The organism is Pedobacter kyungheensis, assembly GCF_000812965.1.
In the GTDB taxonomy this organism is placed as follows: domain Bacteria; phylum Bacteroidota; class Bacteroidia; order Sphingobacteriales; family Sphingobacteriaceae; genus Pedobacter; species Pedobacter kyungheensis.
The window spans coordinates 34,676-60,251 of sequence record NZ_JSYN01000038.1 but is presented as its reverse complement, the minus strand read 5'-3'; the positions used below and the strand labels follow the sequence as shown (position 1 = coordinate 60,251).

The following is a 25,576-nucleotide window of genomic DNA, read 5'->3' as shown; positions in this document are numbered from 1 at the left end:
ATATTTATTTATACCTTCGATTGATATTTATACAGCAAACCATAAAATTTTAGATATATGAAAGTAACGGTTGTAGGAGCAGGCGCAGTTGGCGCAACTTGTGCAGATAATATTGCACGTAAAGAACTGGCTAACGAGCTTGTATTATTAGATATTAAAGAGGGTTTTGCCGAAGGTAAAGCCATTGACATGATGCAAACCGCAACCCTGTTGGGTTACGACACCAAAATTACCGGCGTAACCGGCGATTACAGTAAAACCGAAGGTTCGGATGTGGTAGTAATTACTTCGGGCCTGCCGCGTAAACCCGGCATGACCCGCGAAGAACTGATTGGCATTAACGCCGGCATTGTAAAAGGCGTAGCCGAAAATATATTAAAATTCTCTCCGGAAGCCATTATTATTGTGATTAGCAACCCAATGGATACCATGACTTATCTGGCGCTAAAATCGTTAGGACTGCCTAAAAACCGTATCATTGGTATGGGTGGTACTTTAGATAGCTCGCGCTTTAAGTTTTACTTATCGCAGGCTTTAAACTGCAACCCGAACGATTTGCAAGGCTTTGTAATTGGCGGCCACGGCGATACCACCATGATTCCGCTAACCCGTTTGGCTACCTACCAGAGCTTACCGGTAACCAATTTACTGGATAAAGCAACCTTAGATAAAGTAGCAGCCGATACCATGGTAGGCGGTGCAACCTTAACCGGCCTTATCGGCACTTCGGCCTGGTACGCTCCAGGTGCTGCAGGCGCTGCCTTGGTTGAAGCCATTTTACGCGATGAGAAAAAACTGTTTACCTGCTGCGTTTCTTTAGAAGGCGAATACGGACAGGACGATATTTGTTTAGGTGTACCGGTAATTATTGGCCGCAGCGGCTGGGAAAAAATTATCGACTTTAAATTAACTGACGATGAGCAGGCTGCATTTAACAAAAGTGCCGATGCCGTTAGAAACATGAACAGTGTACTGGCAGAAATGAAACTGGTTTAGTACGCGCATCACTTCTTTTTTGCCACGGAAACACCGAAACACGGAATAGATTTATTATCCGTATAATCAGCGTTTCTGTGGCATTTTTTTATACTTAAATAGGGTTGCCCGGCTTACCTGAGGGGAACCGATACCAATAAACAATGAGATCAATTTCAATACCGCTTAAACTCATTAACCTGCAAGATGATGGCTACCACCTTTTAGTAGAAGTGGTTGTTTTTAAAGCAACCCGTTTAGTGGTGCTCGATACGGGAGCATCGCGCAGCGTGTTCGACAAGGCTTTAATTGAGCAACACCTGGCCGAAACCTTACAGGTCTCTGAAGAAATTAATGCAGCTACCCTTTTTACCACCACAACCACCATTCAGGCTACTATCCCCGAGCTGAAAATAGGCTCGCTAAAAATCAAAAACTACGAAACCGTTGCTTTCGATCTGCAATCGGTGAGCGATACTTACGAGCAATTTGGCCACCCGCCTATTTCGGGCATTATTGGCGGCGATATTTTAATGCAGTATAAAGCCGTTATCGATTACAACAAAATGATTTTAAAGCTTTACAAATAACAATTCATCTTTTTATGACGGTAATCATTTTTTACAGCTCATTTTTAGGTGATATTTGTATCAAATGAAGAAGTTAATTGCCTGTTTTTGCCTCATTTTCTGGGCGGGATTAATTGCCGGAATCAGTTTTTTGGAAGCGCCACTCAAATTTCAGGCGCCTGGCATTACCATCCCCTTAGGCTTGGGTATCGGCCAGCTGGTTTTTCAGGCACTTAACAAAATCGAAATTGTACTTTTGGTTATTATTTTAATTTGTTCCTTTCCGGCACCCTTCAAAAGCATTCAAACCAGGCTACTTATTATCCTTGCAATTATCTTACTGGCCGACACTTTTTGGCTGCTACCTTTGTTAGATGAAAGGGCTAAACTGGTGCTGGCAGGCAGCCCTCCACCCGCTAGCCACCACCATATTTTGTACATTATTACCGAAAGCATTAAACTTTTATTGCTCATCATACTGGGGTGCTTAAACCTAAACACATTGCGTCATGAAAAATGATATTAACACCAGGGAAGACATTATACTTTTGGTCGATAGTTTTTACGAGAGGGTTCAGTTGAATGATAAAATCGGGCCAATTTTTACTCAAATCGCGAAAGTAGACTGGGCACATCACCTGCCTAAAATGTACGATTTCTGGGAAAGTATCCTTTTTGGTAAAGCCATTTATAAAGGCAACCCGATGCTTACCCATTTTGCCCTGAATGATAAAAAACCACTACAAACCGCAGAATTTGAGACCTGGAAAAACCTGTTTTACCAGACTGTTGACGATTTATTTGCCGGACCAAATGCCGAAACCATTAAACAAAAAGCGCAGTCTATTGCTGATTTGATGCACTTTAAACTGAATGCACCACCATCAAAGATCAAAATCGTTTAAACAAATATTGTTTTGATTTATACTGGTTTCTTTCTAAATTTAAGTTAACCAAAACAATCAAAACATGAAATTTCTGAAAATCTTAGTAGGTATCATTGTCGTACTGGCAATCATCTTTGTTATAGGCGGACTGGTATTACCAAAAACCTATTCTGTTAGTCGCAGCACTGTAATTAACGCTCCTGATAGTGTTATTTATAAAAACATTGCCGATTTTAAAGAATTTTACAAATGGAACCCATGGGCTAAAATGGAGCCAAGTGCTAAAACCACCTATGCCGGTACGCCTGAGCAGCCTGGCCACGTGTACACCTGGGAAGGTAAAGAAACCGGACAGGGATCGATGACGATATTAACAGCCAAACCAAGTACCAATGTAGATATCGAACTAAAATTCATTAAACCTTTCGAGAGTTTAGCCGATACTAAATTTGACATTCAGCCTGATGGTGCCGGACAAAAAGTAACCTGGACCATGAGCGGCGAAAACAATATGATTTCGAAATGGATGTGCGTTTTTGTAAGCATGGATAAAATGATCGGCAAAGATTTCGAAGATGGCTTAAAATCGTTAAAAGAAAAGTCAGAAAAAGGAAGTTAATTTTCACTGGCACCAATATTAAAGGCTCCTCAACCAAAATTGAGGAGCTTTCTTTTTTGTTTAAGCCATAAACGCAAACAATTGTGTCGCTTTGACGTTAAAAAAGCATTAAAAAACAACTTCTGGTGCTAAATATTTTGTAATTCGCTATTTTTTAGATTATTTGCTGCTTAAATGAATTTATTACTTGTAGAAGATGAACCGAGTGTGGTTTCTGTAGTATCGAGAGGACTTACGGAAGAAGGCTTTACGGTTAGTATTGCCCCGGATGGCTTAATTGGTAAACAGATGGCTTCGGAACATGATTTCGATCTCATCATTCTCGACATTATGCTACCTGGAATAAATGGACTGGAGCTTTGCAAAATCATCAAAACGCATAAGCCCCAAACGCCCATCATTATGCTTACCGCATTGGGCACTACCGAAAATGTAGTAAACGGGCTCGATAACGGTGCCGACGATTACCTGATTAAACCCTTTAAGTTTGCCGAGCTTTTTGCAAGGATCAGGATGTTGCTTAGACGGTACAGCGGCCTTACTACGCAAGACCAGATCATCACCATTGCCGACCTGCAAATTAACCTGAGTGCCAAAACCGTAAAACGCAGTCAGCAGGAAATTGTACTCACGGCCACCGAATACCGCCTGTTGGAGTACCTGGCCAAAAATAAATCGAAAATTTTATCGCGGATTGATATCTTAGAGAACGTTTGGGATATAGACTTTAACCTGGGCACCAACGTAGTTGATGTTTACGTAAATTACCTCCGCAAAAAAATAGATAAAAATGCCAGTCAGAAACTGATTCACACTGCGGTAGGTCTTGGTTATGTGCTAAAAGAAAAATAGATGCAGATTGCAAAAAAAATCACTTTACTTTTTGCCATTCTCTCGGCAGTTATCATCTCGCTGCTCAGCGGTTTTGTATGGTATTTCTCTAACGAGTTTGCTTTCGAAGATTTTTACAAGCGTTTAGAGGCCAGGGTTAAAATTGCTGCCCAGATTAAACTCACCGAAGACGTTAACAATAAGGCTTATGCCAAAATGCGTAACCAGTACCTGGAGCGCTTACCTTCAGAAAAAGAATATATTATGCGGGCCGGCGAAGTTAAAGCTCTCGACCGCCAGTTACCAGCCAGTTTTTACAACCGGATAAACACAGGTGCCATGGCCCGTTACCGGATAGAAAACCATTTCTATGCGGGCAAATTCTTTAAAAATAACAACAACGGCTACATTGTTATTGTGTCGGCAAACGATCCCTTTGGCTTTCGCGAATTGAAAGATCTCCAAAGAATCCTGATCATTGGCTTTTTCCTTTCTGTTATTTTATCGTTCATTGTCGGTTGGAAGTTCTCCAACTACATGCTCATGCCTTTGCGTAATATCATTAAAAGCGTAAAAAGGATTAAGGCAGAAAATTTACACTTAAGATTGGATGTTAAAGACGGAAACGATGAAATGTCGCAACTGGCCCAGACTTTTAACAACATGCTTAACCGTTTGGAAACGGCCTTCGAAACGCAGAACAACTTTATCAGCAATGCTTCTCACGAATTAAGAACGCCCCTAACCATTATCAGTGGAGAAGTAGAGCTGGCCATGAAAAACATTGATGATGAGCAGAAACAGGGAAAGGCCCTGGCTAAAATTAAAGACGAAGCCGAAAGACTGGAACACATTTTAACCAGTTTGCTCGGGCTGGCACAATCGGGTTTTAATGGTAAAAACCAACCCTGGGAAGAAGTTAGAATGGATGAATTGCTCTGGGAAATTAAAGATTCAGTTAACCAGGTGCATCCAAACAGTAAAATTGAAATCGATTTCAGCAAACTTCCTGACGATGAAAGCCTGCTTACTTTAAGGGCAAATAAAAACCTGATGAAACTGGCTTTGAACAATATTGTAAGCAACGCCTGCAAATATTCGAACGAAAAGCTGGTAAGCGTAAGCATAGAAAGCAATATACACACCCTTTCTATTGCTGTTACCGATAGAGGGATCGGGATTCCACAAACCGATATACAACATATATTCGAACCCTTTTACCGGGCATCGAACACCAACGACTTTAAAGGTTATGGCGTAGGCCTTCCACTTTCTTTAAACATTATCCGCCTCCACCGTGGTAGTATTGCCATTAAATCGCAGGAAGGTGTTGGTACAGAGATTAAGGTTTTGTTGCCAACCATGGTGTAAGTTTCATTAGTTCAATCGTTCATTAGTCATTAGTCAATGGTTCATTAGTCAATAGTCCATAGCTTAATCCAACTGAAAATTGAAAACTGCCAACTGAGAACTATTGATTATTGCTTCTCTAAATTAAATTCTAATCTCATTCTAATACCGTTCTTATTTCGCTGTAATAACATCGGGCTAAACTTGTATAAATATTTAATTCATTTAACAAGAGAAAGCCATGAAAACAATTTTAGTACCTACCGATTTTAAATTAGGAAGCATTAACATTATCGATGCGCTTGTTCAGAATCAGCCAACCGAAACATTTCATATCATTTTTGTTCATGCATTTAAGTTATCAGATTCGATAACCGACATGTTGATGTTGAGTCGCCGCAGCCGCGATTATGAAAACATCAGTGATGAGTTTTACCAGCAATTAAATCAGGCAAAAGCCAAACATGCCGGCCGCATTGAAGCCATTGGCCTTGAATATTTTTACGGAAGTACCGTTGCTGCCTTTAAAAACTTTATCGAAGCTTTTGATGTAGACTGCATTGCTTATTTGGGAGGCTACAATTTTACACCGATCAATAAATACAGCATCGATCCGAAATTTTTAACCGGACGTGCAGGTTGTCCGGTAATTGAATTAACATCGGCCACGCCTCTTGCTACAGAAAATTTAATCGACACCAAGATTCAGGAAACGCAGTTGCAGGAAGCAAGTGCTTAATTAAAAATCACTTAAAAAAATTATCATATGCTGTTACGAAATAATATTCCGCTCACTTATATATTCGGGAAGATCAAAAAAGAACTGCTGTTTGTGATAGGCTACTCAATTGGTATTGTAGTGCTGTACGAGAACTTCCATGTTACACGCATCTCTATTCCAGTTGCAGTACCGGCATTATTGGGAACCATCATTTCACTATTGTTAGCCTTTCGTTCAAATCAGGCTTACGACAGATGGTGGGAGGCCAGGATCCTTTGGGGGGCGATAGTTAACGATTCGAGGTCTATATCCCGCCAGATATTATCATTTGTAGAAAACCCTTATGGCTCACAAGAAATCGAAACTTTTAAAGAAAGGTTTATTAAAAGGCAAATTGCCTGGTGTTACGCCTTAAGCCAGTCGTTAAGAGGGTTTAACGCCCGCAAAGGCCTCGAAGAATACCTGTGCGCTGAAGAAATGGCCTTTATTAAAAAGCGTAAAAATGTAACCACATCAATATTGGAGTTACATGCCATGGACCTTAAAAAAGCGCTGCAGGAAGGCTGGATAAACAAATACCAGCAGATAGAGATTGATAAAACCATTACGGCTTTATGTAACCACATGGGTGGATCGGAAAGGATTAAAAACACAGTTTTTCCGGTTACCTACAGTAAATACATCAATATGTCTATCCACTTGTTTATTGTATTGCTTCCTTTTGGTTTAATCGAATACTTCGGCTACATGGAAGTTCCTTTGGTAGTAGCTATTGCAGCATTTTTCCTTTTGGTAGAGAAAATGGCCGTACACCTTCAGGATCCTTTTGAAAATAAACCGACTGACACCCCTACAACTACCATTTGCAGGAACATAGAACGCGATCTTTGCCAGATGCTGGATGACAATAAAATATACGAGGATAAACCTCAGACAGAACTGGCGCCTGTAGGCTCATACTATATCTTATAGTGCCGGTTAATAAAGAAAATCGTTTGATAGCGGTTAGTTATGAGCTATAGTTTGCTCCTTGGATGAGGTGCGGTTATAGTAAAGTGTACAAATAATAAAAGCCATTCGAAATTTTTGAATGGCTTTTTTGTATATCGGTACCTTACCTAATTAGGCATATAGTATTTTATATTTTTCAATTAGTGATTTGCTTTCATTCATACCAGTTTTGGCAGTTTTGAAGGCAGAAATAAAATAAACTACAAACAACACAACCGATCCAGCTGCTGCTACCTGCCAGGCGTTAAGCGAAAAAACTGTAATACTTGCAGGCACCTTATTTATCAATAAATTGGTGAAAAATAATCCAGTCATTAAAAAAGAAAGAAAAGAAATTCCCGATTTAAAGGATAGGTATTTTTTATAATCTTTAATCAGAAAACCAGCGAATAAGCCCCCAACAATGGCAACAAGCATACAGATGATATTGAACTTATAAAAATCATCTTTTCCTATAAAGGCAAGCATTTTATAGGCAGCTAATACAAAAAAACAGCTGATTAAAATGTACCTAAAGCCAAAAAGTGAAGCAAAGCTTTTCCAGAAGTAGCGGCTATATCTTTTACTTATTGAACTAATGATTTCATTGGAGATATTATGAAGTCCTGTTATGCAAAATGATTCGTATGTTTCAGCTGTAGCGTCTGCAAAACTCAGATTGGGATTCGCATTCAATTTTTCTTCAACTAATGAAGCAATATGGTCTAAAATTTCCATCTGCACATCAATGTAGGTAAATCCTTTCTTTTCGATAAAGGCTTTAATTTCGAATAACTGCTCCTGATTAAGTGTCATAATTAAACCGCTAAAACTTTGATTTTTTTATTGTAAAGTTTGATAAAAGCCCTTAAATAAATAGAGGTACAACAGAAAAGGCTTAATACGAGAATGGTTTTTAGATTACGACTGATTTCCACTATACTATCAGGAGAAAGAAACCAAAAAAACATAAACACATAAAACGACACACCGATTGAGGTCGATGCTTGTAAAAAAGAATACTTTATTGATGGTTTTTGTAATTTCCGATCTAAATAATATCTTTTTAAATAATAGAACAAACACATCAGTATTACAACAATACCAATTGATGCATTGATTGGTTTGGTATTAAATCCGGTTTTTAAAGTAGTATAATATAGGAATACCCAACTCATTATCATTACCAAATTTGCAGGTAACTGAGGCCACTTAAAAGCATTTATAATTTCGCCTTTAAATAGTCTAAAATACTGTTTGGTAATGCGCTTGGCATGAATTGTCTCGTTAGCTAAAATTTCTGTTTCCCCACCAAAATCTTCTGCTAAAATTTCATCAACCAAAGTAAAGCTGTAAACCTGGTTCTCGGCCGTCAAACGATTCAATACATGATCGTAAACTTCATCATAAGTCTCTTTGTATTTCGTCGTTCCCGAAACTAAACTTGCTACTTCTTGCTGCTGTTCTGTTGTTAATTCCATTAAAAGCTTGGTTTAAGGTTTAATAATAACTGTAACTGGGCAATAAAATCTTTTGCTTCCCGGAGCTTGTTTACTACCTCTTTCTCACCATCATTAGATAAGGAGTAATATTTCCTGAGCCTGTTTTCAACCACCTCTGTTGTGGTTTCAAGCAATCCCTCAGCTTCTAATTTGTGTAATGCCGGATATAGTGCTCCTTCTTTCAACAGTAATTCTCCCTGAGTGATCGATTTTACCTTTTGGGTAATCTCATAACCATACATCCGTTCATTTTCTGCTAAAAGGTTTAGGATAATAGTTTGCAAGGTACCTTTAAATAGTTCGTTGTTAACTGCCATAAACAAATGTATACATTTTTACATACATAAGAAATTTATGTATATAATTTTTAAAATAAATATCATTTGAAACAAAAAACCCTCCCCAAGCTTAACTTGAAGAGGGTTATATATTTTGCTTTCAGCTTTAGTCTTTAAGCTTTTTGCTACTTAAGCATCAATCTTAGCATATTTCGCATTACGCTCAATAAACTCTCTGCGTGGAGCAACCTCATCGCCCATCAGCATTGAGAACGTATGATCGCATTCTGCAGCACTTTCAATAGTAGCCTGCAATAAAGTACGTGTAGCCGGATTTAAAGTGGTATCCCACAATTGCTCGGCGTTCATCTCACCCAAACCTTTATAACGTTGAATGTGTACGCTTTCTTCTTTACCTGCACCTTTTAAACGCTGTACAGCTGCATCGCGCTGCGTGTCATTCCAGCAATATTCGAAATCTTTACCTTTTTTAACCTGATAAAGTGGTGGCGATGCAATATAAACATAACCGGCTTCGATTAACGCGCGCATATAACGGTAGAAGAATGTTAAAATCAGGGTCGTAATGTGCGAACCGTCGATATCAGCATCCGTCATGATTACGATTTTGTGGTAACGCAGTTTAGTTAAGTTCAAAGCCTTATCATCTTCCGGCGTACCAATGCTTACCCCAATTGCAGTAAACATATTCTTGATCTCGTCGTTTTCGTAAATCTTGTGCTCCATCGCTTTCTCTACGTTCAGAATCTTACCTTTTAAAGGTAAAATAGCCTGAATGTTTCTGTCACGACCTTGCTTAGCGGTACCACCCGCCGAGTCACCCTCTACCAGGTAAATTTCACATCTTTCCGGATCACTGTCAGAGCAATCGGCCAGCTTACCAGGTAAACCCGAACCGCCCATTACACTCTTACGTTGCACCATTTCGCGGGCCTTACGGGCCGCTGCACGGGCAGTAGCGGCTAAAATAACCTTATTGATGATTAATTTAGCTTCTTTAGGGTTTTCTTCGAGGTAATTACCCAGCGCCTCTCCTACTGCAACATCAACCGATCCCATAACCTCACTGTTACCCAGTTTGGTTTTGGTTTGCCCCTCAAACTGAGGTTCTGCTACCTTAACAGAAACTACCGCGGTTAAACCTTCTCTAAAGTCATCGCCGGTAATCTCCATTTTTACGTTCTTTAACAAACCTTCCTTATCGGCATAGTTTTTTAACGTACGGGTTAAACCCCTGCGGAAACCTGCAATGTGTGTACCACCTTCGTGGGTATTGATGTTGTTTACATACGAGTGTACATTTTCCGAGTAACTATCGTTGTATTGGAAAGCCAGTTCTACCGGCACACCGTTTTTAATACCTTCGATATAAATCGGCTCAACCAATAACGAGGTACGCGTACCATCTAAAAAGGCAACAAACTCTTTCAAACCACCTTCAGAGTGGAAAGTTTCTGATAAGAACGTTCCGTCATCCAGCTTCTCACGCTCATCTGTTAAAGTAAGCTTAATGCCTTTATTTAAGAAAGCAAGCTCACGTAAACGACCTGCAAGTGTATCGTATTTATACTCTAAAGTTTGGGTAAAAATTTCGGCATCTGGCTGAAAGGTCTGGATTGTTCCAGTACGATCAGATGTACCAATTTCTTTTACATCAAACAAAGGCTTACCTCTTTCGTATTCCTGGGTAAAAATCTTTCCTTCGCGGTGCACAACCGTTTTAACGTGAGTTGATAAGGCGTTCACACAACTTACCCCCACACCGTGCAAACCACCGGAAACTTTGTAAGTATCTTTATCGAATTTACCACCGGCGTGCAGTACCGTCATTACAATTTCTAATGCCGATTTACCCTCTTTAGTGTTAATGCCAGTTGGAATACCACGCCCGTTATCTTCTACAGTAATGGAGTTACCTTCGTGTATAGTTACCAGAATATCAGTACAATAACCTGCTAACGCCTCATCGATTGAGTTATCTACAACCTCGTAAACCAAGTGGTGTAATCCTTTAACACCCGTATCACCTATATACATCGAAGGGCGCTTACGCACCGCTTCTAAACCTTCTAAAACCTGTATATTATCTGCCGAATAATTTGACTTTAAATCCTGTTCTTCGCTCATATATTAATTAAAAACTATAAGTATCAAAAATACGGAAATTTTGGCAATTAAGCTAATATGTGGATAAGTTTTAGGCTGTTAGGAGATTATTTTCGGCACTTTTTTAATGCCTTTAAACCGGGTTTGAAAAGCAAAACCTGTATTCCATTTCAGCGTTACTCCCGCTTTACATTACAAGTCCCGGTGAAGCACCGGGCGCTTTCCATTTCAATCGGGTTTGGCTTGCCACCAACTTGCTAAAATTAACGGAAACACCCACCAACCGTTCTTACGGAACGAAAACGCCAATTATACAATTGGCTACCCGGCAGCCGTTCCTATGGAACAATACGCAGATCATTTTGCACTATGCAGCTTTCAATAGTAGTAGCAATTGGCCACCTAAACCCGATGGTAGTGGGCATGAAATAAAACGGACAGCGGGCCTAACCTTAAAATGAAATGCTGCAAATTGCTTTACCCATTAAAATTTAACCGTTTAATAATCGTTTATTTACCAGATTGCCTTTAAATTGCATTTAAAAACTAATTTATATAAGTTTGCTAAAATTTATTAAACAATAATGGAAAGAAGAACCTTCAAAACCTTTGGTTTATTTGCAACAGCAGCTTTGATTACAACTTTCACTGCCTGCCAGAACAAAGAAGCTAAAACTACTGAAACAAAAAAAACAGATAGCCCTACTGTAGCAGTTGCTGCAAGTGAGAAAATTGTATATGTTAACTCCGATTCTTTGTTAACAAAATACGAATATTTCAAAGATCTTAAGGTGAAATTTGAGGGTAAAACCAAAAATGCACAGGCCGATATGCAAGCTAAAGGACAGGCTTTTCAACGCGAAGTAGCCCAGTACCAGCAATCAGCACAAACCTTATCAGCCGATCAACGTAAATCGACCGAAGAGCGTTTAGCCCGTAAACAACAGGAATTGCAAACTTACCAGCAAAATGCAGGTGGTGCTTTACAAAACGAACAAGCTGTTGAAAACGAGAAACTTTACGATAAAGTTGCTGCATACTTAAAAGTTTACGCCAAAGAAAAAGGCTATAAAATGGTATTAACTTACTCAAAAGGTAACAGCGCTATTTTATTTGCCGATGAAAGCTTAGATGTAACATCAGAAGTAATTAAAGGCTTAAATGCCGAATACAGCAAAAAATAAGTATTAAAATACTAAACAGAAATGCCTCGAAACAAAATCGGGGCATTTTTTTTGTACCTTACCCTTACCATGGAAAACAACAGACAACACGAAGAATTTATGCAAATGGCCATAGCGCTATCAGTAGAAAATGTGAACCAGCATATCGGTGGCCCTTTTGGTGCAGTGATTGTAAAAGACGGTAAGTTTATTGCCGGATCGGCCAATAAAGTAACTTCAACCAATGATCCTACTGCCCATGCGGAAGTATCGGCCATCCGAATGGCTTGCACAACATTGGGTACCTTCGATTTGAGTGGCTGCGTGGTATATACCAGCTGCGAGCCCTGCCCTATGTGCTTAGGCGCTATTTACTGGGCACGGATCGAAACCATTTATTACGCCAACACCAAAACCGATGCCGAAAACATTGGTTTCAGCGATAAATTTATTTACGATGAACTGGAAAAACCTATGGATAAAAGAACTTTACCCGTGGTACAACTGATGCGCGATGAAGCGCTGGAAGCCTTTAAACTTTGGGAAACCTCGCCTTTGCGGATTACCTATTAACAGAGATCGTCATTTCGAACGGAGCGTAGCGAAGCAGAGAAATTTAACTCACTATACCCCAGTCGAGATGACGATCGTTTTATTTATAACTATTTACTCGATTCCTTTTCGGCCAGCAAGCCCACCATCGCATCTATTTCTTTAACTACGCTGTCATCTGAGCCCGAAAAGCCAACGGCTTTAAACCTGATATTGCCGCTGCCATCAATGATAAATTTTGTTGGAATGCCATCTACCTTGTAGGCACTCACCACATCAAATTTTGAAGGGTCTTTCGCATTTTTGGTATCGTAAAGCACGTTAAAATTGTATTTCTTTTCAGCCAGAAAATCAGTTACCAGTTTTTCTCGGTTATCTTCAGTTTGCCAGGTATTTACAAACAGGAACACCACATTCGGGTTGCTTGCGTATTTAGCCATCGCTTTTTGCATACCAGGAAAAGAAGCCACACATGGCCCGCACCAGGTTGCCCAATAATCTAAGATTACCGTTTTACCTTTTAAACTGGCCAGGCTAACGGTTTCGCCTTTTAAATTGGTTAAAGAGAAGCCCGGTGCCGGAATGTTGATCATTTTTTTGGTCCACTCTGCTTTTTCTTTGGCAATGGCAGCCTTTTCTAAATTGGCAATATAAGTTTCATAAGAACCTGCTTTCTTTAAAGTGGTATAAAGGCTTTTGAAAATTGTTTTCAAAGAATCAGTGCCTTTGCCTTCCTTGATAATTTTTTCGGCTTCAGTATAGGCCTTTTCTTTGTTACCAGTTAAGTTTAAATAGGTTACGTACCTTTCGTTTCCACTGGCATCGTTATAGGCTTTAGCTTTTTCCTGATAAGCCAATGCTTCTTCATTATTCCCCTGATGATGCAACAATAACGCATAAGTATCGGCATACATGGCATAGGCCCTGTCAAGCGATTTGATGTACTCCTCTTTTGAAGAGAAATAAGCTGGAACCTCATCTTTTTTGGCTGCTTCAATCAAATCAAGCGACTGTTTAGAAAGTTTGGCAGCGAGTTCGAGGTTTTCTTTTTTCTCGGCTGATGACCAGGCAAAATTATTGTATAAACCAGCTTTACTCTGTTTATTGGTTACTTTGCTGCTGTACAACTCAAACTTATCAAAATCTTTGGCTTTTACAGCTGAACCAGCTAAAGCATTGTAAATGGAATTTAACTTACCTTCATCTGCTTTTTTAGCAGGATCATATTGATATTTGGCAATCATCTCCAGAGCCTTTTTCTCCTGTCCGGCAAAATCTTTGGTGGTGTAAAGCGCATTCATATCCTGCCCGTAAGCATAATTACCTTTTGGATAATTTTGAAGCAGGATGGCTTTAACCGAATCAGCCTGTGGCTTTTCCTTTAACAAATTATACAGGTTTAAAGTAGTGGTTAGATCTTCCTCTTTCGGCACTTTTATTTTAGCCAGTTGCTGAATGTTTTCGTTAATCAGTTTGGTGCCTTTTTCTTTATCTGTTTTATAGGCAAGCGACAAATACTGGTATAAATTTTTCTTTTTAAGCGCAGGCTTTAAGGCAAAAGCTTGTTTGTAAAGCCCTTCAGCTTTTTCAGGATCGAGCGTAAGCCCCAGATAATAATTACCTGCCAGGCCATATAAAAAAGCCTGGTTAATATAAGTTTCAGCAGCTACTTTACCGCCCTTGCTTAGCGCTAAAACATAGCCGGCAGGAGCTTCGTCTTTCTGATCGCCGACCGAAAAGGCCAGTCCTACAACGGTTGCGCTATCTGGTGTAGCAATTTCTCCTCTGTAAATTTCGCCATCTTTAACCAGGTCTACCTTTGCATTCTTTGGGTTTGTACCAGAAAAGAAAGTGAAGCTGGTACATTTAACATCGGCAAGGTTTTCGAGATTGGTACCCTTTGGCGTATAGGTAAACTTGATTTTACTACCCGCAGCCGGCTGATTAACGGCAAATTTTACGCCTTGTGCCTGTACTGCACTGGCAGCAAGCAACAATAACGACAAGATTTTTAATGTTTTCATAATGAAAGGTTTAGATATTGTTTTAGATAACTAAATATATCGTTTTCTATTGGTTTTTAATCATTAAATTGTGTTAATTTTTAAGGAATAATTATTGTAGCAGATTTTGCATGACCTATGAACAAAAAATAGCCAGCGAACTGGGGTTCTGGAAGTTTAAAACCTTACAGAAACCATCGTTCTTAAGTAAGGTAACCGATAAGGTGCAAAAGAAAATAAACAGCGTTATTCCTGATAAAGTACACCAGGCCATTACTACAGCCATCAAACAAATGGTTAAAGCGGTTCTTTTTGGCTCTACTTTTACCACTTCGAAACCGGTTACCGATTTAACCCTGATGCATCGCGAGGCATTGATTAAACAAAAGATAGAAAATTATAAGAATACTGGTGCTGCAGAAGGAGGTATTACCGGTGCGGGTGGTTTTTTAATGAGTTTGGCCGATTTTCCGTTGCTACTGGGTATAAAAATGAAAATGCTTTTCGATATCGCTGCAATTTATGGCTACGATGTAAAAGATTACCGCGAACGTTTGTTTATCCTGCACATTTTTCAGCTCGCTTTTTCGAGCAAAGAAGAAAGTCAGCAGGTTTTTATTAAAATGCAGGATTGGGATAATAAAGCCCACCAGTTACCAACCAATATTGATGAATTTGACTGGTTAACTTTCCAGCAGCAATACCGCGATTATATCGATCTGGCCAAACTGGCTCAAATGTTGCCTTTTGTAGGTGCGGCAGTCGGCGCTGTAGCCAATTATAAACTGATTGAAAAACTGGGCAAAACAGCGATGATGAGTTACCGTTTGAGATATTTCAGTTTGCAGTATGCAGTTATCAGTACGCAAGAAGAAAACCCTAAACTAAACAGCTGAGTAAAGTAGCGATTCAGTTGGCAGTTAACATTACGCGTGCAGAAAACTGGTAACTCAAAACTGTTAATTGCGAACTGAAAACTGGTAATTGAAAACTAACTATTCCTCTTCAAACATCCCACCCAACAAATCGTCGGTTTCCCTTCTGTCTTTTTTGGTTGGGCGGCCTGTTCCCCGATCGCGCTTAAGCGTTGGTGCATGGAAAGCCGATTTAAAAGCATGCGTTTCTTCAACCGGGGTAAGGTCTTTATATTTGGTTAAAGCCGTTGGCGAATCAGTTCGGTTGTAAGAAAATTCGACCACTTCAATCACCTTCTTTTCAATTCCTTTCGATACCTGGTAAACATCGCCGATTTTTACAATGGCCGATGGTTTAATGTTCTGGCCGTTAAGCTTTACCCTTCCCGCTTTACAGGCATCAGTAGCCAGGCTTCTGGTTTTAAACAACCTGATGGCCCACAAATATTTATCGATCCTGAGTTTTTCTGTTTCTGTCATAAAGCTACAAAAGTACGCAATTCGGTTAACTGTATAAACTGGTAAATCGCTACGTTGGTTAATTGTACAAACTGGTTAACCGGTTAATTGTATCGAGCTTAATCCAGCAGTTAACCGATTTAAACAATTAACCAGTTAACCAAAGACCAAAACAATTTAAACAATTAGCCCTTTAATAAACAAAAATTGACTTATTTTGCGTAAAATTTAAAAACATCATGTATTCAGATTTAAAGAAATTAATTGAAGCCGCCTGGGAAGACAGAACCCTTTTAAAATATAGCAACTATTGCGAAGCCATCGAAGCCGTAATTATGGGATTAGATAAAGGCGAAATCCGCGTTGCTGAGCCAGTTTTAAACTCATGGGGCATTAATGAGTGGGTAAAGAAAGCGGTTATTTTATATTTCCCGATTCGCGAGATGAAAGAAATTAAAAACGGTCCATTTGTTTACCATGATAAAATGGAATTAAAAACAGACTATAAAACAACCGGTGTACGTGTAGTGCCTATGGCAAGCGCCCGTTACGGTTCGTTCTTAGCCCCTGGTGTGATCATGATGCCATCTTACGTTAACATTGGTGCCTATGTAGACGAAGGTACTATGGTTGATACCTGGGCTACTGTAGGTTCTTGCGCACAAATTGGTAAACGCGTTCACTTAAGCGGTGGTGTGGGTATTGGTGGTGTTTTAGAACCCGTTCAGGCTGCACCGGTAATTATCGAAGATGATGCTTTCTTAGGTTCGAGAGCAATTGTTGTAGAAGGTGTTAAAGTAGAAAGAGAAGCTGTACTGGGTGCTAACGTAGTATTAACTGCTTCAACCAAAATTATTGATGTTACCGGTCCAACCCCGGTTGAATATAAAGGTATTGTACCTGCACGTTCGGTAGTAATTCCGGGTAGCTATACCAAAAAATTCCCTGCAGGCGAATTCCAGGTGCCATGTGCTTTAATTATCGGTAAACGTAAAGAAAGTACAGATAAGAAAACTTCGCTTAACGACGCGTTGAGAGAAAATAATGTGGCAGTTTAAGCTGAAAGCAAAAAGGTGAAAGCTGAAAGCGAAACACAAACTCAAAAAGCCGAAAGTACTGAACTTGATCAATCAAGCTTTGGTCTTTCGGCTTTAAGCTTTAAGCTTAAAATTGGATTCGACGGCAAGCGTGCAGCCAATAACTTAACCGGACTTGGTAATTACAGCCGTTCTTTAATTGAGCAGCTGGCGAATCAGTTTCCGGACAATCAATATTTGGTTTACACGCCAAAAGTTAAAGCTGCCAAACAGATCGATGCTTTTTTTGAGCAGCCAAACATCGAATTAAAACTCCCTAAAACGGGTCCGTTTTTATGGCGAAGCCTGAACATTCTGAAAGATCTTAATCAGGACGGTGTTCAGATTTTTCACGGCTTAAGTCACGAAATTCCGTTAGCGATACAGCATACGCGCATTAAATCGGTTGTTACCATACACGATTTAATTTTCTTGCGTTTCCCGCAGTATTACAAATTTATTGATCGTAAGCTTTACGAATGGAAAAGCAGATCGGCCTGCGAACGTGCCAATCAAATTATCGCCATCAGCGAAAAGACAAAGGCAGATATTGTTGATTTATATGGCATTGACCCCGCTAAAATTACAGTGATTTACCAAAGCTGCGATGATAGTTTTAAAAGCCCTTTTGCAAAAGAAAACCTAAGCCGCATTAAAGCCACTTATAAACTACCTGAGAAATTTATCCTTAGCGTAGGCACGATTGAAGCGCGTAAAAACCTGAAACTGGTTGTACAGGCTTTAAAAGAGGTAGATGAAGCCTACAAACTGGTGGTAATTGGCAAGCATACGCCTTATTTTAAAACAGTTGAGCAAGAGATTGAACGACTCGGTTTAAAAAACAGGGTTCTATTTTTACAAAATATTCCATTTGCCGATTTACCGGGCATATACCAAATGGCCGATGTTTTTGCTTATCCTTCATTTTACGAAGGCTTTGGCATTCCCATTATCGAAGCTTTGTACTCGGCTGTACCGGTTGTAGCGGCAACAGGCTCATGTTTAGAAGAGGCCGGCGGACCAAATAGTTTATATGTTTCACCTAACGATGCCGGTGCATTAGCCAAAGCCATCAACAGGATTATTGAATCGCCGCAGTTACAAAAAGAAATGAAAGCAAAAGGGCTGGAATTTGTTCAAAAATTCAACAGCCCTGTAGTTACGCAGCAATTAATGGATTGCTATTTAAATATGTTTAGCCAATAATTAAGGCTTATCTTGCCGCTACCATATTTGGTGGATATTGAGCCAATATTTCTTTAACACCGGTATACAGGCGTTGTTCGCGTTTGCTAAAATTATCTAAGTTAAAGCCACTTCCCTGTCCGTGCCAGAATAAAATCTTTTTAGCAGGATCTAAGAAATCGATAATGATGGTACCTTCTATGTATTGGTTTACGTAGCTTGGGCCACCCCAGCCACCCCAACCGCCGCGCCAGCCCCAGCCGCCGCCCCAACCCCATCCACCGTAGTAGGCAGGACCATAAACGTCAGTTTTTTCTCTGGCAACCACAACCAGGTTTACCAATAAATCGGGTTTATCGGCTTTGGTAAATCCTTTGGCATTCATTTCGGCTTCAACAGCCGCCATTAAACGGCGCTTGTCGAGGTTATTTAATTTAACCCTCGCAATACCTTTATCGTAAAAATTATAAGTTTTATAACTATTTAAATCTACGTTTTTATCGTAATCGGATGCGGTGCGGAGTGTGCTACATCCAGCTAATGCCAATACCACTGTAAAAAGCATTAATAATTTTTGAAATGTTTTCATCGTGCGTTTTTTTATGTAAATAACCTGTAATAAATATAACAATTTTAAAATGAAAAGGTTACGGTTGATATAAATTTTACAAATCCATTTGATTTCTATGAAACCTCATTAAAATTTCGATTCGGAAAATGGCTATAAAATTAAATATTGCAGGCTTAAAAAAAATAAACATTAACATAATTTAACTTCCTATTTATAAATACCTTTGCAACATGCTTAGAGACGAAATTAATAAGGCTTTAGAAGTTTTGAAATCAGGCGGGGTTATCCTGTATCCAACCGATACGATCTGGGGTTTAGGCTGCGATGCCAGCAATCCCGAAGCGGTTGATAAAGTATTGAAAATCAAAAACCGTCCGGCAGAAAAGAGCCTGATTGTTTTATTGGATGTAGATAGCAAGTTACAAAGCTATGTGACCGAGATACCAGATGTTGCCTACGATCTGATTGAATATGCAGAAAACCCTTTAACCGTAATTTTCTCAGGCGCAAAAAACCTGGCTCCTAATGTGATTAATGCAGATGGAAGCGTAGGGATCAGGATCGCAAAACACGATTTCTGTACCCCCCTTATTCAGCGTTTCAGAAAACCGATTGTTTCTACCTCAGCTAATTTAAGCGGTCAGCCATCACCTAAATTCTTTGATGACATTGCCCCCGAGATACTGGAGGCAGTTGATTATGTGGTAGACTTTGAACAGGAAAACCGGACTAATAAAAAACCGTCAACCATTGTTAAACTGGGTCCATCCGGACAGTTTGAGTTTATTAGAAAGTAATTTTATTACTTTTGTAATTCATTACCATTATACCCATACCTGAAAGTGCCGGCTATATGCCTTATATTTTCCGGAATTTGGGTTGAGTACTATTATCAACTGCATGCAGCAACACCTACAAAACCCGATTTTTAAAACCTTATCATCAATAGCCGATAAGCACAATACCGAAGCTTATGTTATCGGCGGTTTTGTTCGCGATATCTTTTTAAACCGGCCATCAAAAGATATCGATGTAGTGGTGGTAGGCAGTGGCATTGAGTATGCCGAGGCTGTAGGCAGAAAATTAAACACCAAAGTGGCTGTATTTAAAAACTTTGGTACTGCCAACATTAAATACCAGGATTTAGAGGTAGAATTTGTTGGGGCAAGAAAAGAATCTTATCGATCTGATTCGCGTAAACCTATTGTTGAAGATGGTACTTTAGCAGACGATCAGTTACGTCGCGATTTTACCATCAATGCCCTGGCCATTAACCTGAATGCCGGTAATTTTGGTGAGCTGCTCGATCCTTTTAACGGCATGCAAGATCTGGAAAACAAGCTGATCCGCACCCCACTCGATCCGGAGATTACGTTTTCAGACGATCCCCTGCGCATGATGCGTGCCATCCGTTTTGCCACACAGCTTAACTTCAGTATAGATGAGGCTGCCATAAATGCTATCAAATCGCAGAAACAACGCATCAGCATTGTATCTAAAGAAAGGATAACCGACGAAATGAATAAAATCATTTTATCACCAAAACCTTCTATCGGTTTTAAACACCTTTTTGATACCGGCTTACTGCAGATCATTTTCCCACAAATGGCACAGCTTTATGGAGTGGAAATTATAAAAGGTAAAGGCCATAAAGATAATTTTTACCATACATTAGAGGTACTGGATAATATCTGCGCCGATACCGACGACCTATGGCTACGCTGGGCAGCTATTTTACACGATATTGCCAAACCAGCAACCAAACGTTTTGAAGAAGGTCACGGCTGGACTTTCCACGGTCATGAAGATAAGGGTGCACGCATGGTACCCAAAATCTTTGCACAGTTAAAGCTTCCTTTAAACGAAAAGATGAAGTATGTGCAAAAACTCGTTCAACTGCATTTACGCCCCATCGTACTGGCCCAGGAAACCGTTACCGACTCTGCCGTAAGAAGATTGCTTTTCGATGCCGGAGAGGAAATAGAAAGCCTGATGTTGTTATGCAATGCCGATGTGACCACCAAAAACGAGTATAAAAAAACCAAATACCGCAACAACTTTGAACTGGTTAAACAAAAGCTCAAAGATGTAGAAGAACGCGATAAAATCAGAAACTGGCAACCTCCCATTACAGGCAACGATATTATGGAAACTTTTGGGCTAAGCGCCGGTAAAGAAGTAGGGTTAATTAAAAATGCAATCCGCGAAGCCATACTGGAGGGAGAAATCACAAACGATTACAACGAAGCGTTTAACTTTATGCTCGATCAGGCAAAACAAATGGGATTAAATCCTGTTAAATAATCATTTAATTGCCTAAATCATCCCCTCTTACCTTGTTTTGTGACGTTTGATGTTTTGTGGTAATGCAAATTAACTTTATTTTTACGGTTCCAAAATACAATAATGGCTATTTATAAATTTAGAATTACTTTCGAAGATTATGATGATGTTGTGAGAGAGATCGACATTAAATCAAATCAGACATTTGAAGACCTGCACAAGGCTATTCACAGATCTACAGGTTACAATGCCGAAAAATCTTCGTCTTTTTATGTAAGTACCGACAATTGGTTAAAGGGTGATGAAATTGCCTATTTACCAAGCGAGCGTAAAAAAGACCGTGTAGTTTTAATGGAAAATTCGAAATTAAGCGGTTTTATTGAAGATCCACACCAAAAGTTTTATTACATCTATAACTTCGATCGTCCGTACGATTTCCACGTGGAACTGGTTAAAATTATTTTAGATGCCGATCCGAATATCGAATATCCGTTTTTAGCCAAAAGTACCGGCGAAGCGCCTAAAATTTTCGAAAGCAGCAATGCTCCCGTTGCCGATCCCGGTTTAGCCGCTGGTGCTGCTGCAGGTGAATTCGATTTCTTAAACGAAATGAATTTTGTACCTGAAGATACCGACGAGCTGGAAGCCATGGGCGATATGGGTATTAACGAAGAAGAACGCGATGAAGATGAAGAAAACGAAGAGGACGAATTTGGAGATGAGTTTTCTGACAACGACAATTACGATGATGATAATCACAAAGATGATTATTAATTTGTTCAATAAAATCTAAAACATATCAAGTCAGGTGTATAACATCTGACTTTTTCATTTTAAAAACATGATGTCTGCCGCAAGTAGCACCGATCAAAAAACGAAAACTTTAATCTCTGTTGTAGGTCCTACTGCAATTGGTAAAACTGCTTTGGCTATTCAGCTGGCACAACATTTTGGTACTGAAATTATTTCTGCCGATTCACGTCAGTTTTTCAGGGAGATGGAAATTGGTACCGCCAAGCCCGATGCAACGGAACTAGCCGCAGCTAAACATCATTTCATTAACTCACATTCGGTTGCTCAACTGTTTAGCACTGGTGATTTTGAAGTTGAAGGTTTACAAGTACTGGATCAGATTTTCGAAAATCACGACATAGCTATTATGGTTGGCGGTTCGGGCCTTTATATCAATGCCTTAATTAACGGTTTAGACGAAATGCCCGAAATTGATCTGGCCATCCGTGAAAAACTGAATAATCAATTCGAAACGGAAGGCATCACAACCATTCAGCAACAGCTGGCCGAGGCAGATCCCGAATATTTTGCAAAGGTAGATCAGCAAAATCCGCAGCGCATGATCAGAGGGCTGGAAGTGTTTTTATCTACCGGCCAGAAACTTTCTGCTATGCTCTCGGCCACTAAAAAAGAACGGCCATTTAACATTGTTAAAATTGGGCTAAATACCGACAGGGCAGTTTTGTACGACAGAATTAACCGCCGGGTAGACCAAATGATCGATATGGGGCTTTTAAATGAAGTGAAGAGACTAGTAGATTTCAGGAAATACAACGCGCTTAACACAGTTGGTTACAGCGAAATTTTCGACTATTTAGACGGAACAATTTCTTTAGACGCGGCCATTGCAGCCATTAAGCAAAATACCCGCCGTTTTGCCAAACGTCAGCTAACCTGGTTTAGAAGAGATGAGGAAATTAACTGGTTCGAGCCTGATGAAAAGGAGAAAGTGCTTCAGTTGATCAACGAAAAACTGATTAACAAAAAAGGCTAACTTATAAAGAAAGTCTAAATGAGTTTGTCAGGTTGAGCTTGTCGAAACGCTTTAAGATGTTTAGACAAGTCCTTCGACAGGCTCAGGATGACAATCTATTAGAAGATAGCCTTTTTCTCTGTGTAATCCACTTAATTAATTCGGGAACTTCACCCCTCTATACTGAGTAATATCAACAGTTGGAATAGTAGCACCATATTTGGAATTTATTGCCTCAATAAATACATTGGCAATTACAGCATTTCCGCGTGGGGTTAAATGAATTCCATCCAAAGAAAAGGCGCCACCACTAATAAATGCGGCATTAATACCTACCCCCTGAATATTCAAACCTGTTTTAACCTGATTAAAATAATCATAAGTATCTGCAATGGCTAAACCTTTGCTGGTAGCTAACGATTTAATGCTGCTGTTATAGCTATTTACGTAATCTTTAATTTTAATTACTTCGTCTTTATCAAGCACCCAGTTGTTTGCAATTGGGTTTAACGGATGTAAACCATAAGGAATGGTACCCTGACCGAATAAACCGGCAGACTGAAATGGTAAGCGAATTAAATCTTCGGAAGTTGCTGCCCTGACTGTACCTGTTCCTGTTTGGATATATACTGCTGTAGCAGCCGGATTAATGGCTTTTGCAGCAGCCAATAAAGCTGGTACTGTTACAGTATTAAAATAAGGAATAGCCGTTACATCCGGAATGGTAGCTACAATACCTTTTTGGCCGTTTGCAGTTAAAACATTCAACATATTTGTGTACAATGATGCAAAAGTAACTTTATCGGTTAAGGTAGTTGTTGGATCGCCAGTAACTGCAACTGCACCATTTAAGGCATATCCCAATACATCATTATTACCTAGCCAAAGCGAGAAAAAGGTATGATTTCTGCCCTGAATAAACTGAAAATAATTGGTTTTGCCTACCTGTGCATCAGCCAGTAAACGCTCAAAGAAAGGGTTGGCAGCACTGAAAGTTAAAGTTGGATCGAAAGATAAATCGAGACGCATACCCGGAATACCCAGGTTTTGAACTTCACCACTGTATTTATCCAGATGTTTTGCTGCATCTCTGTAAGCCAGTTTATCTGCAACAGGTGTTAGCGTTGGTGTACCATTAACGAGTGCGGTTAAAGCAAGATAGCCTGAACCATTTGAATGCTCCTCAGTAAAAAACGGTGAGGTAAAGGCACCTCCACCCACTGTGGCCATTTTAGCTGCGATTAAGTTCGGGTAAGCCACTTTTTGCCCTTCCAGGTATAATCCACCATCTGCATACCCCGAAGTTAAAGAGTTACCAACGGCAATATATTTGCTAAAATTAGCTTGTCCTGCGGTTGAACCTGCAGGTGTTTCTATTTCGGGTTTACAGGCTGCTGTAAAAAGGATGGCAGCAGCAATGAAACTATTTAATATATATCTTTTCATTTATAATCTCTCCTACCATTTATAAGTTAATGAAATACCTGGTGCATAAACCAGGGTCTTAAATGTACCGTCTAAACCAGTTTCGATGTTCTTTTGCTTGCGCGATTTCACATCTTCGAAGAAAAAAGAAGCATTTACTTCGAAATGGCTGGTAGGGGTATAACCTAAACCCGCACTTAAAATATAACGGTCGGCATCAGGTGCTTCGGGTGTTACATAACCATCCTGAACCGGAGAGAATGCATAGCCTACACCTGCCCTTAGCGCCAGTTTTTCTGAAGCCTGGTGATTGATCCCTAATTTAAACGATGAACCATCGCGGTAATTACGGGCAGATTTAGTTTGCGAAGATCCGTTAACAGGTTGCGCATAATTAAAAGTTAAATCCTGATAAACATGCCATTGCACCCAGCTGGCATCAAAAGCCAACGTAGTGCTTTGCGATAGCGGAATACCTACCCCCAGACTTGTAGTTGCCGGCAATGGTAATTCTGCATTAAAAGTATTGCCTGCCGGGAAAGCACCGGTTAACGATTTTGGCACATCAAACCCCGCCGATCCATTGTCTAATTTGGTTACCACTTTTGATTTGTGCACCAAAGCAAACGAAATATTGCTGAGTGTTTTGATGTATAAACCCGCATTCCAGCCGTAACCTTTTCCGGTACCTTCTAAAGTAGCATGACCAGAGTGGCCATCAGGGAAATTAACAGGAAGTGCGCGTTGCAGATTTACTTCGCCATGGTTATACACAAAACCTGCACCAATACCAATACGATCGGTTATCTTAATACTCAACGTAGGCTGAAAGTAAATGGCTTTCAGGTTTAAAGAGGTAAGGGCATATCTACCTGACCAGTTGTCGCCCCAATCTACCAAACCGCCAAAAGGGGTGTAAACGCCCAAACCCAGTTTCCATTTGTTGGATTTCGGTCCCCAAACCGCATAAAACTCGAAAGGTGGAGCAATTTTGTTCTTTACATTTTCGGTAATATCCGAACCTGACTGTTTAAACGCTGATTTAAACAACAATGGGTTTACGCCTGCTGAAACTGAGTTTTTCTCTAAGAAAGTTACTGCTCCGGGATTATAAAATACAGAAGCCTCGTCTAAAGCCAATGCAGAACCTGCACCTGCCATACCAATTTGCTTCTGACCTTGTAAATTAACCTGAAAGCCCTGCCCCAGAACCCACAATGGAGCAGAAAGTAATACGCTCAATAAGATTTTTTTCATTTATAGATGGTTATAGCACAAATATATATTATGCTAACATAGCATACAAACATTTGTTTGTAAGAATCTTAATA

General features: G+C 39.8%; 27 protein-coding genes. 18 read left to right on the top strand and 9 right to left on the bottom strand.

All coding sequences use genetic code 11. The features are described 5' to 3' along the window. Positions 1 to 57 precede the first annotated feature (57 nt). The 9 genes from OC25_RS24295 to OC25_RS24255 all read left to right on the top strand — a co-directional run bounded on the left by OC25_RS24295 (position 58) and on the right by OC25_RS24255 (position 6,924). The gene (locus tag OC25_RS24295) at positions 58 to 996 is read left to right on the top strand and encodes a malate dehydrogenase (protein WP_039482133.1); all 939 of its coding nucleotides are present in this window, start codon (positions 58 to 60) and stop codon (positions 994 to 996) included. A gap of 143 nt (positions 997 to 1,139) precedes the next feature. After that, positions 1,140 to 1,565: an aspartyl protease family protein gene (locus tag OC25_RS24290; protein ID WP_039482131.1), complete on the top strand. Its 426-nt coding sequence runs from the start codon at positions 1,140 to 1,142 to the stop codon at positions 1,563 to 1,565. A 64-nt stretch (positions 1,566 to 1,629) separates the two neighbouring features. Continuing rightward, positions 1,630 to 2,064: a hypothetical protein gene (locus tag OC25_RS24285; protein WP_052266428.1), complete on the top strand. Its 435-nt coding sequence runs from the start codon at positions 1,630 to 1,632 to the stop codon at positions 2,062 to 2,064. Beyond that, a complete protein-coding gene (locus OC25_RS24280) occupies positions 2,054 to 2,449 on the top strand; it encodes a group III truncated hemoglobin (RefSeq protein WP_039482129.1) in 396 nt (131 codons plus the stop codon). The genes OC25_RS24285 and OC25_RS24280 overlap by 11 nt, the downstream gene beginning before the upstream one ends. A 64-nt stretch (positions 2,450 to 2,513) precedes the next feature. After that, on the top strand, positions 2,514 to 3,050 hold the full coding sequence (locus OC25_RS24275) for an SRPBCC family protein (protein ID WP_039482123.1): 537 nt from the start codon (positions 2,514 to 2,516) through the stop codon (positions 3,048 to 3,050). A 174-nt stretch (positions 3,051 to 3,224) separates the two neighbouring features. After that, positions 3,225 to 3,902, top strand: a complete 678-nt coding sequence (locus OC25_RS24270) for a response regulator transcription factor (protein ID WP_039482119.1) — start codon at positions 3,225 to 3,227, stop codon at positions 3,900 to 3,902. Continuing rightward, positions 3,903 to 5,252, top strand: a complete 1,350-nt coding sequence (locus tag OC25_RS24265) for a sensor histidine kinase (RefSeq protein WP_039482115.1) — start codon at positions 3,903 to 3,905, stop codon at positions 5,250 to 5,252. 220 nt (positions 5,253 to 5,472) lie between these two features. Further along, entirely contained in the window at positions 5,473 to 5,970 is a 498-nt protein-coding gene (locus OC25_RS24260) for a hypothetical protein (RefSeq protein WP_052266427.1), read from the top strand. Between the two features lie 27 nt (positions 5,971 to 5,997). Next, positions 5,998 to 6,924: a bestrophin family protein gene (locus OC25_RS24255; RefSeq protein WP_039482112.1), complete on the top strand. Its 927-nt coding sequence runs from the start codon at positions 5,998 to 6,000 to the stop codon at positions 6,922 to 6,924. Between the two features lie 150 nt (positions 6,925 to 7,074). Here the strand turns inward: OC25_RS24255 and OC25_RS24250 are convergent, their stop codons facing one another. From OC25_RS24250 to gyrB, 4 genes are all read right to left on the bottom strand, one after another. Beyond that, complete coding sequence (locus tag OC25_RS24250; protein ID WP_156131574.1) at positions 7,075 to 7,680, bottom strand: hypothetical protein; 606 nt, start codon at positions 7,678 to 7,680, stop codon at positions 7,075 to 7,077. Between the two features lie 80 nt (positions 7,681 to 7,760). Next, a complete protein-coding gene (locus OC25_RS24245; protein ID WP_039482102.1) occupies positions 7,761 to 8,423 on the bottom strand; it encodes a hypothetical protein in 663 nt (220 codons plus the stop codon). Beyond that, complete coding sequence (locus OC25_RS24240; protein ID WP_039482098.1) at positions 8,423 to 8,761, bottom strand: PadR family transcriptional regulator; 339 nt, start codon at positions 8,759 to 8,761, stop codon at positions 8,423 to 8,425. The genes OC25_RS24245 and OC25_RS24240 overlap by 1 nt, the downstream gene beginning before the upstream one ends. Positions 8,762 to 8,911: 150 nt before the next feature. Then, positions 8,912 to 10,870: a DNA topoisomerase (ATP-hydrolyzing) subunit B gene (gyrB, locus tag OC25_RS24235; RefSeq protein ID WP_039482095.1), complete on the bottom strand. Its 1,959-nt coding sequence runs from the start codon at positions 10,868 to 10,870 to the stop codon at positions 8,912 to 8,914. Positions 10,871 to 11,433: 563 nt separating this feature from the next. Between gyrB and OC25_RS24230 the strand changes: the two genes are divergently transcribed. Both OC25_RS24230 and OC25_RS24225 read left to right on the top strand, forming a co-directional pair. Next, a complete protein-coding gene (locus OC25_RS24230) occupies positions 11,434 to 12,033 on the top strand; it encodes an OmpH/Skp family outer membrane protein (RefSeq protein WP_039482092.1) in 600 nt (199 codons plus the stop codon). Between the two features lie 69 nt (positions 12,034 to 12,102). Next, positions 12,103 to 12,585, top strand: a complete 483-nt coding sequence (locus tag OC25_RS24225) for a nucleoside deaminase (RefSeq protein ID WP_039482088.1) — start codon at positions 12,103 to 12,105, stop codon at positions 12,583 to 12,585. 89 nt (positions 12,586 to 12,674) lie between these two features. Here the strand turns inward: OC25_RS24225 and OC25_RS27120 are convergent, their stop codons facing one another. Next, positions 12,675 to 14,588 carry a redoxin domain-containing protein gene (locus tag OC25_RS27120; protein ID WP_052266426.1) on the bottom strand — a complete coding sequence of 638 codons (1,914 nt, stop codon included), beginning with the start codon at positions 14,586 to 14,588 and terminating at the stop codon, positions 12,675 to 12,677. A gap of 110 nt (positions 14,589 to 14,698) precedes the next feature. Between OC25_RS27120 and OC25_RS24215 the strand changes: the two genes are divergently transcribed. Then, positions 14,699 to 15,463 carry an EcsC family protein gene (locus OC25_RS24215; RefSeq protein ID WP_039482085.1) on the top strand — a complete coding sequence of 255 codons (765 nt, stop codon included), beginning with the start codon at positions 14,699 to 14,701 and terminating at the stop codon, positions 15,461 to 15,463. Between the two features lie 99 nt (positions 15,464 to 15,562). On the opposite strand, the gene OC25_RS24210 is transcribed toward OC25_RS24215, so the two are convergent. Next, positions 15,563 to 15,961 (bottom strand): RNA-binding S4 domain-containing protein, encoded by a 399-nt coding sequence (locus OC25_RS24210; RefSeq protein ID WP_039482083.1) that lies wholly within the window; start codon positions 15,959 to 15,961, stop codon positions 15,563 to 15,565. A gap of 218 nt (positions 15,962 to 16,179) precedes the next feature. Between OC25_RS24210 and OC25_RS24205 the strand changes: the two genes are divergently transcribed. After that, positions 16,180 to 16,998 carry a 2,3,4,5-tetrahydropyridine-2,6-dicarboxylate N-succinyltransferase gene (locus OC25_RS24205; protein WP_039482080.1) on the top strand — a complete coding sequence of 273 codons (819 nt, stop codon included), beginning with the start codon at positions 16,180 to 16,182 and terminating at the stop codon, positions 16,996 to 16,998. A 15-nt stretch (positions 16,999 to 17,013) separates the two neighbouring features. Continuing rightward, on the top strand, positions 17,014 to 18,222 hold the full coding sequence (locus OC25_RS24200; protein WP_082018709.1) for a glycosyltransferase family 4 protein: 1,209 nt from the start codon (positions 17,014 to 17,016) through the stop codon (positions 18,220 to 18,222). Between the two features lie 7 nt (positions 18,223 to 18,229). Here OC25_RS24200 and OC25_RS24195 read toward each other — a convergent pair whose 3' ends face one another. Further along, entirely contained in the window at positions 18,230 to 18,790 is a 561-nt protein-coding gene (locus OC25_RS24195; protein WP_039482076.1) for a DUF4136 domain-containing protein, read from the bottom strand. A 212-nt stretch (positions 18,791 to 19,002) separates the two neighbouring features. Here OC25_RS24195 and OC25_RS24190 point away from each other — a divergent pair, with 212 nt between their 5' ends. The 4 genes from OC25_RS24190 (at position 19,003) to miaA (ending at position 22,841) form a co-directional block, all read left to right on the top strand. After that, the gene (locus OC25_RS24190) at positions 19,003 to 19,569 is read left to right on the top strand and encodes an L-threonylcarbamoyladenylate synthase (protein WP_039482071.1); all 567 of its coding nucleotides are present in this window, start codon (positions 19,003 to 19,005) and stop codon (positions 19,567 to 19,569) included. Positions 19,570 to 19,672: 103 nt separating this feature from the next. Then, entirely contained in the window at positions 19,673 to 21,076 is a 1,404-nt protein-coding gene (locus OC25_RS24185) for a CCA tRNA nucleotidyltransferase (RefSeq protein ID WP_039482068.1), read from the top strand. A 102-nt stretch (positions 21,077 to 21,178) separates the two neighbouring features. Next, entirely contained in the window at positions 21,179 to 21,829 is a 651-nt protein-coding gene (locus OC25_RS24180) for an IS1096 element passenger TnpR family protein (RefSeq protein ID WP_039482065.1), read from the top strand. Positions 21,830 to 21,896: 67 nt separating this feature from the next. After that, positions 21,897 to 22,841, top strand: coding sequence for a tRNA (adenosine(37)-N6)-dimethylallyltransferase MiaA (gene miaA / locus OC25_RS24175; protein WP_245222145.1), 945 nt, complete (start codon positions 21,897 to 21,899; stop codon positions 22,839 to 22,841). A 135-nt stretch (positions 22,842 to 22,976) separates the two neighbouring features. Here miaA and OC25_RS24170 read toward each other — a convergent pair whose 3' ends face one another. Next, positions 22,977 to 24,266 (bottom strand): SGNH/GDSL hydrolase family protein, encoded by a 1,290-nt coding sequence (locus OC25_RS24170; protein ID WP_039482058.1) that lies wholly within the window; start codon positions 24,264 to 24,266, stop codon positions 22,977 to 22,979. Positions 24,267 to 24,278: 12 nt separating this feature from the next. Then, positions 24,279 to 25,502 carry an OmpP1/FadL family transporter gene (locus tag OC25_RS24165; RefSeq protein WP_039482055.1) on the bottom strand — a complete coding sequence of 408 codons (1,224 nt, stop codon included), beginning with the start codon at positions 25,500 to 25,502 and terminating at the stop codon, positions 24,279 to 24,281. Positions 25,503 to 25,576 lie beyond the last annotated feature (74 nt).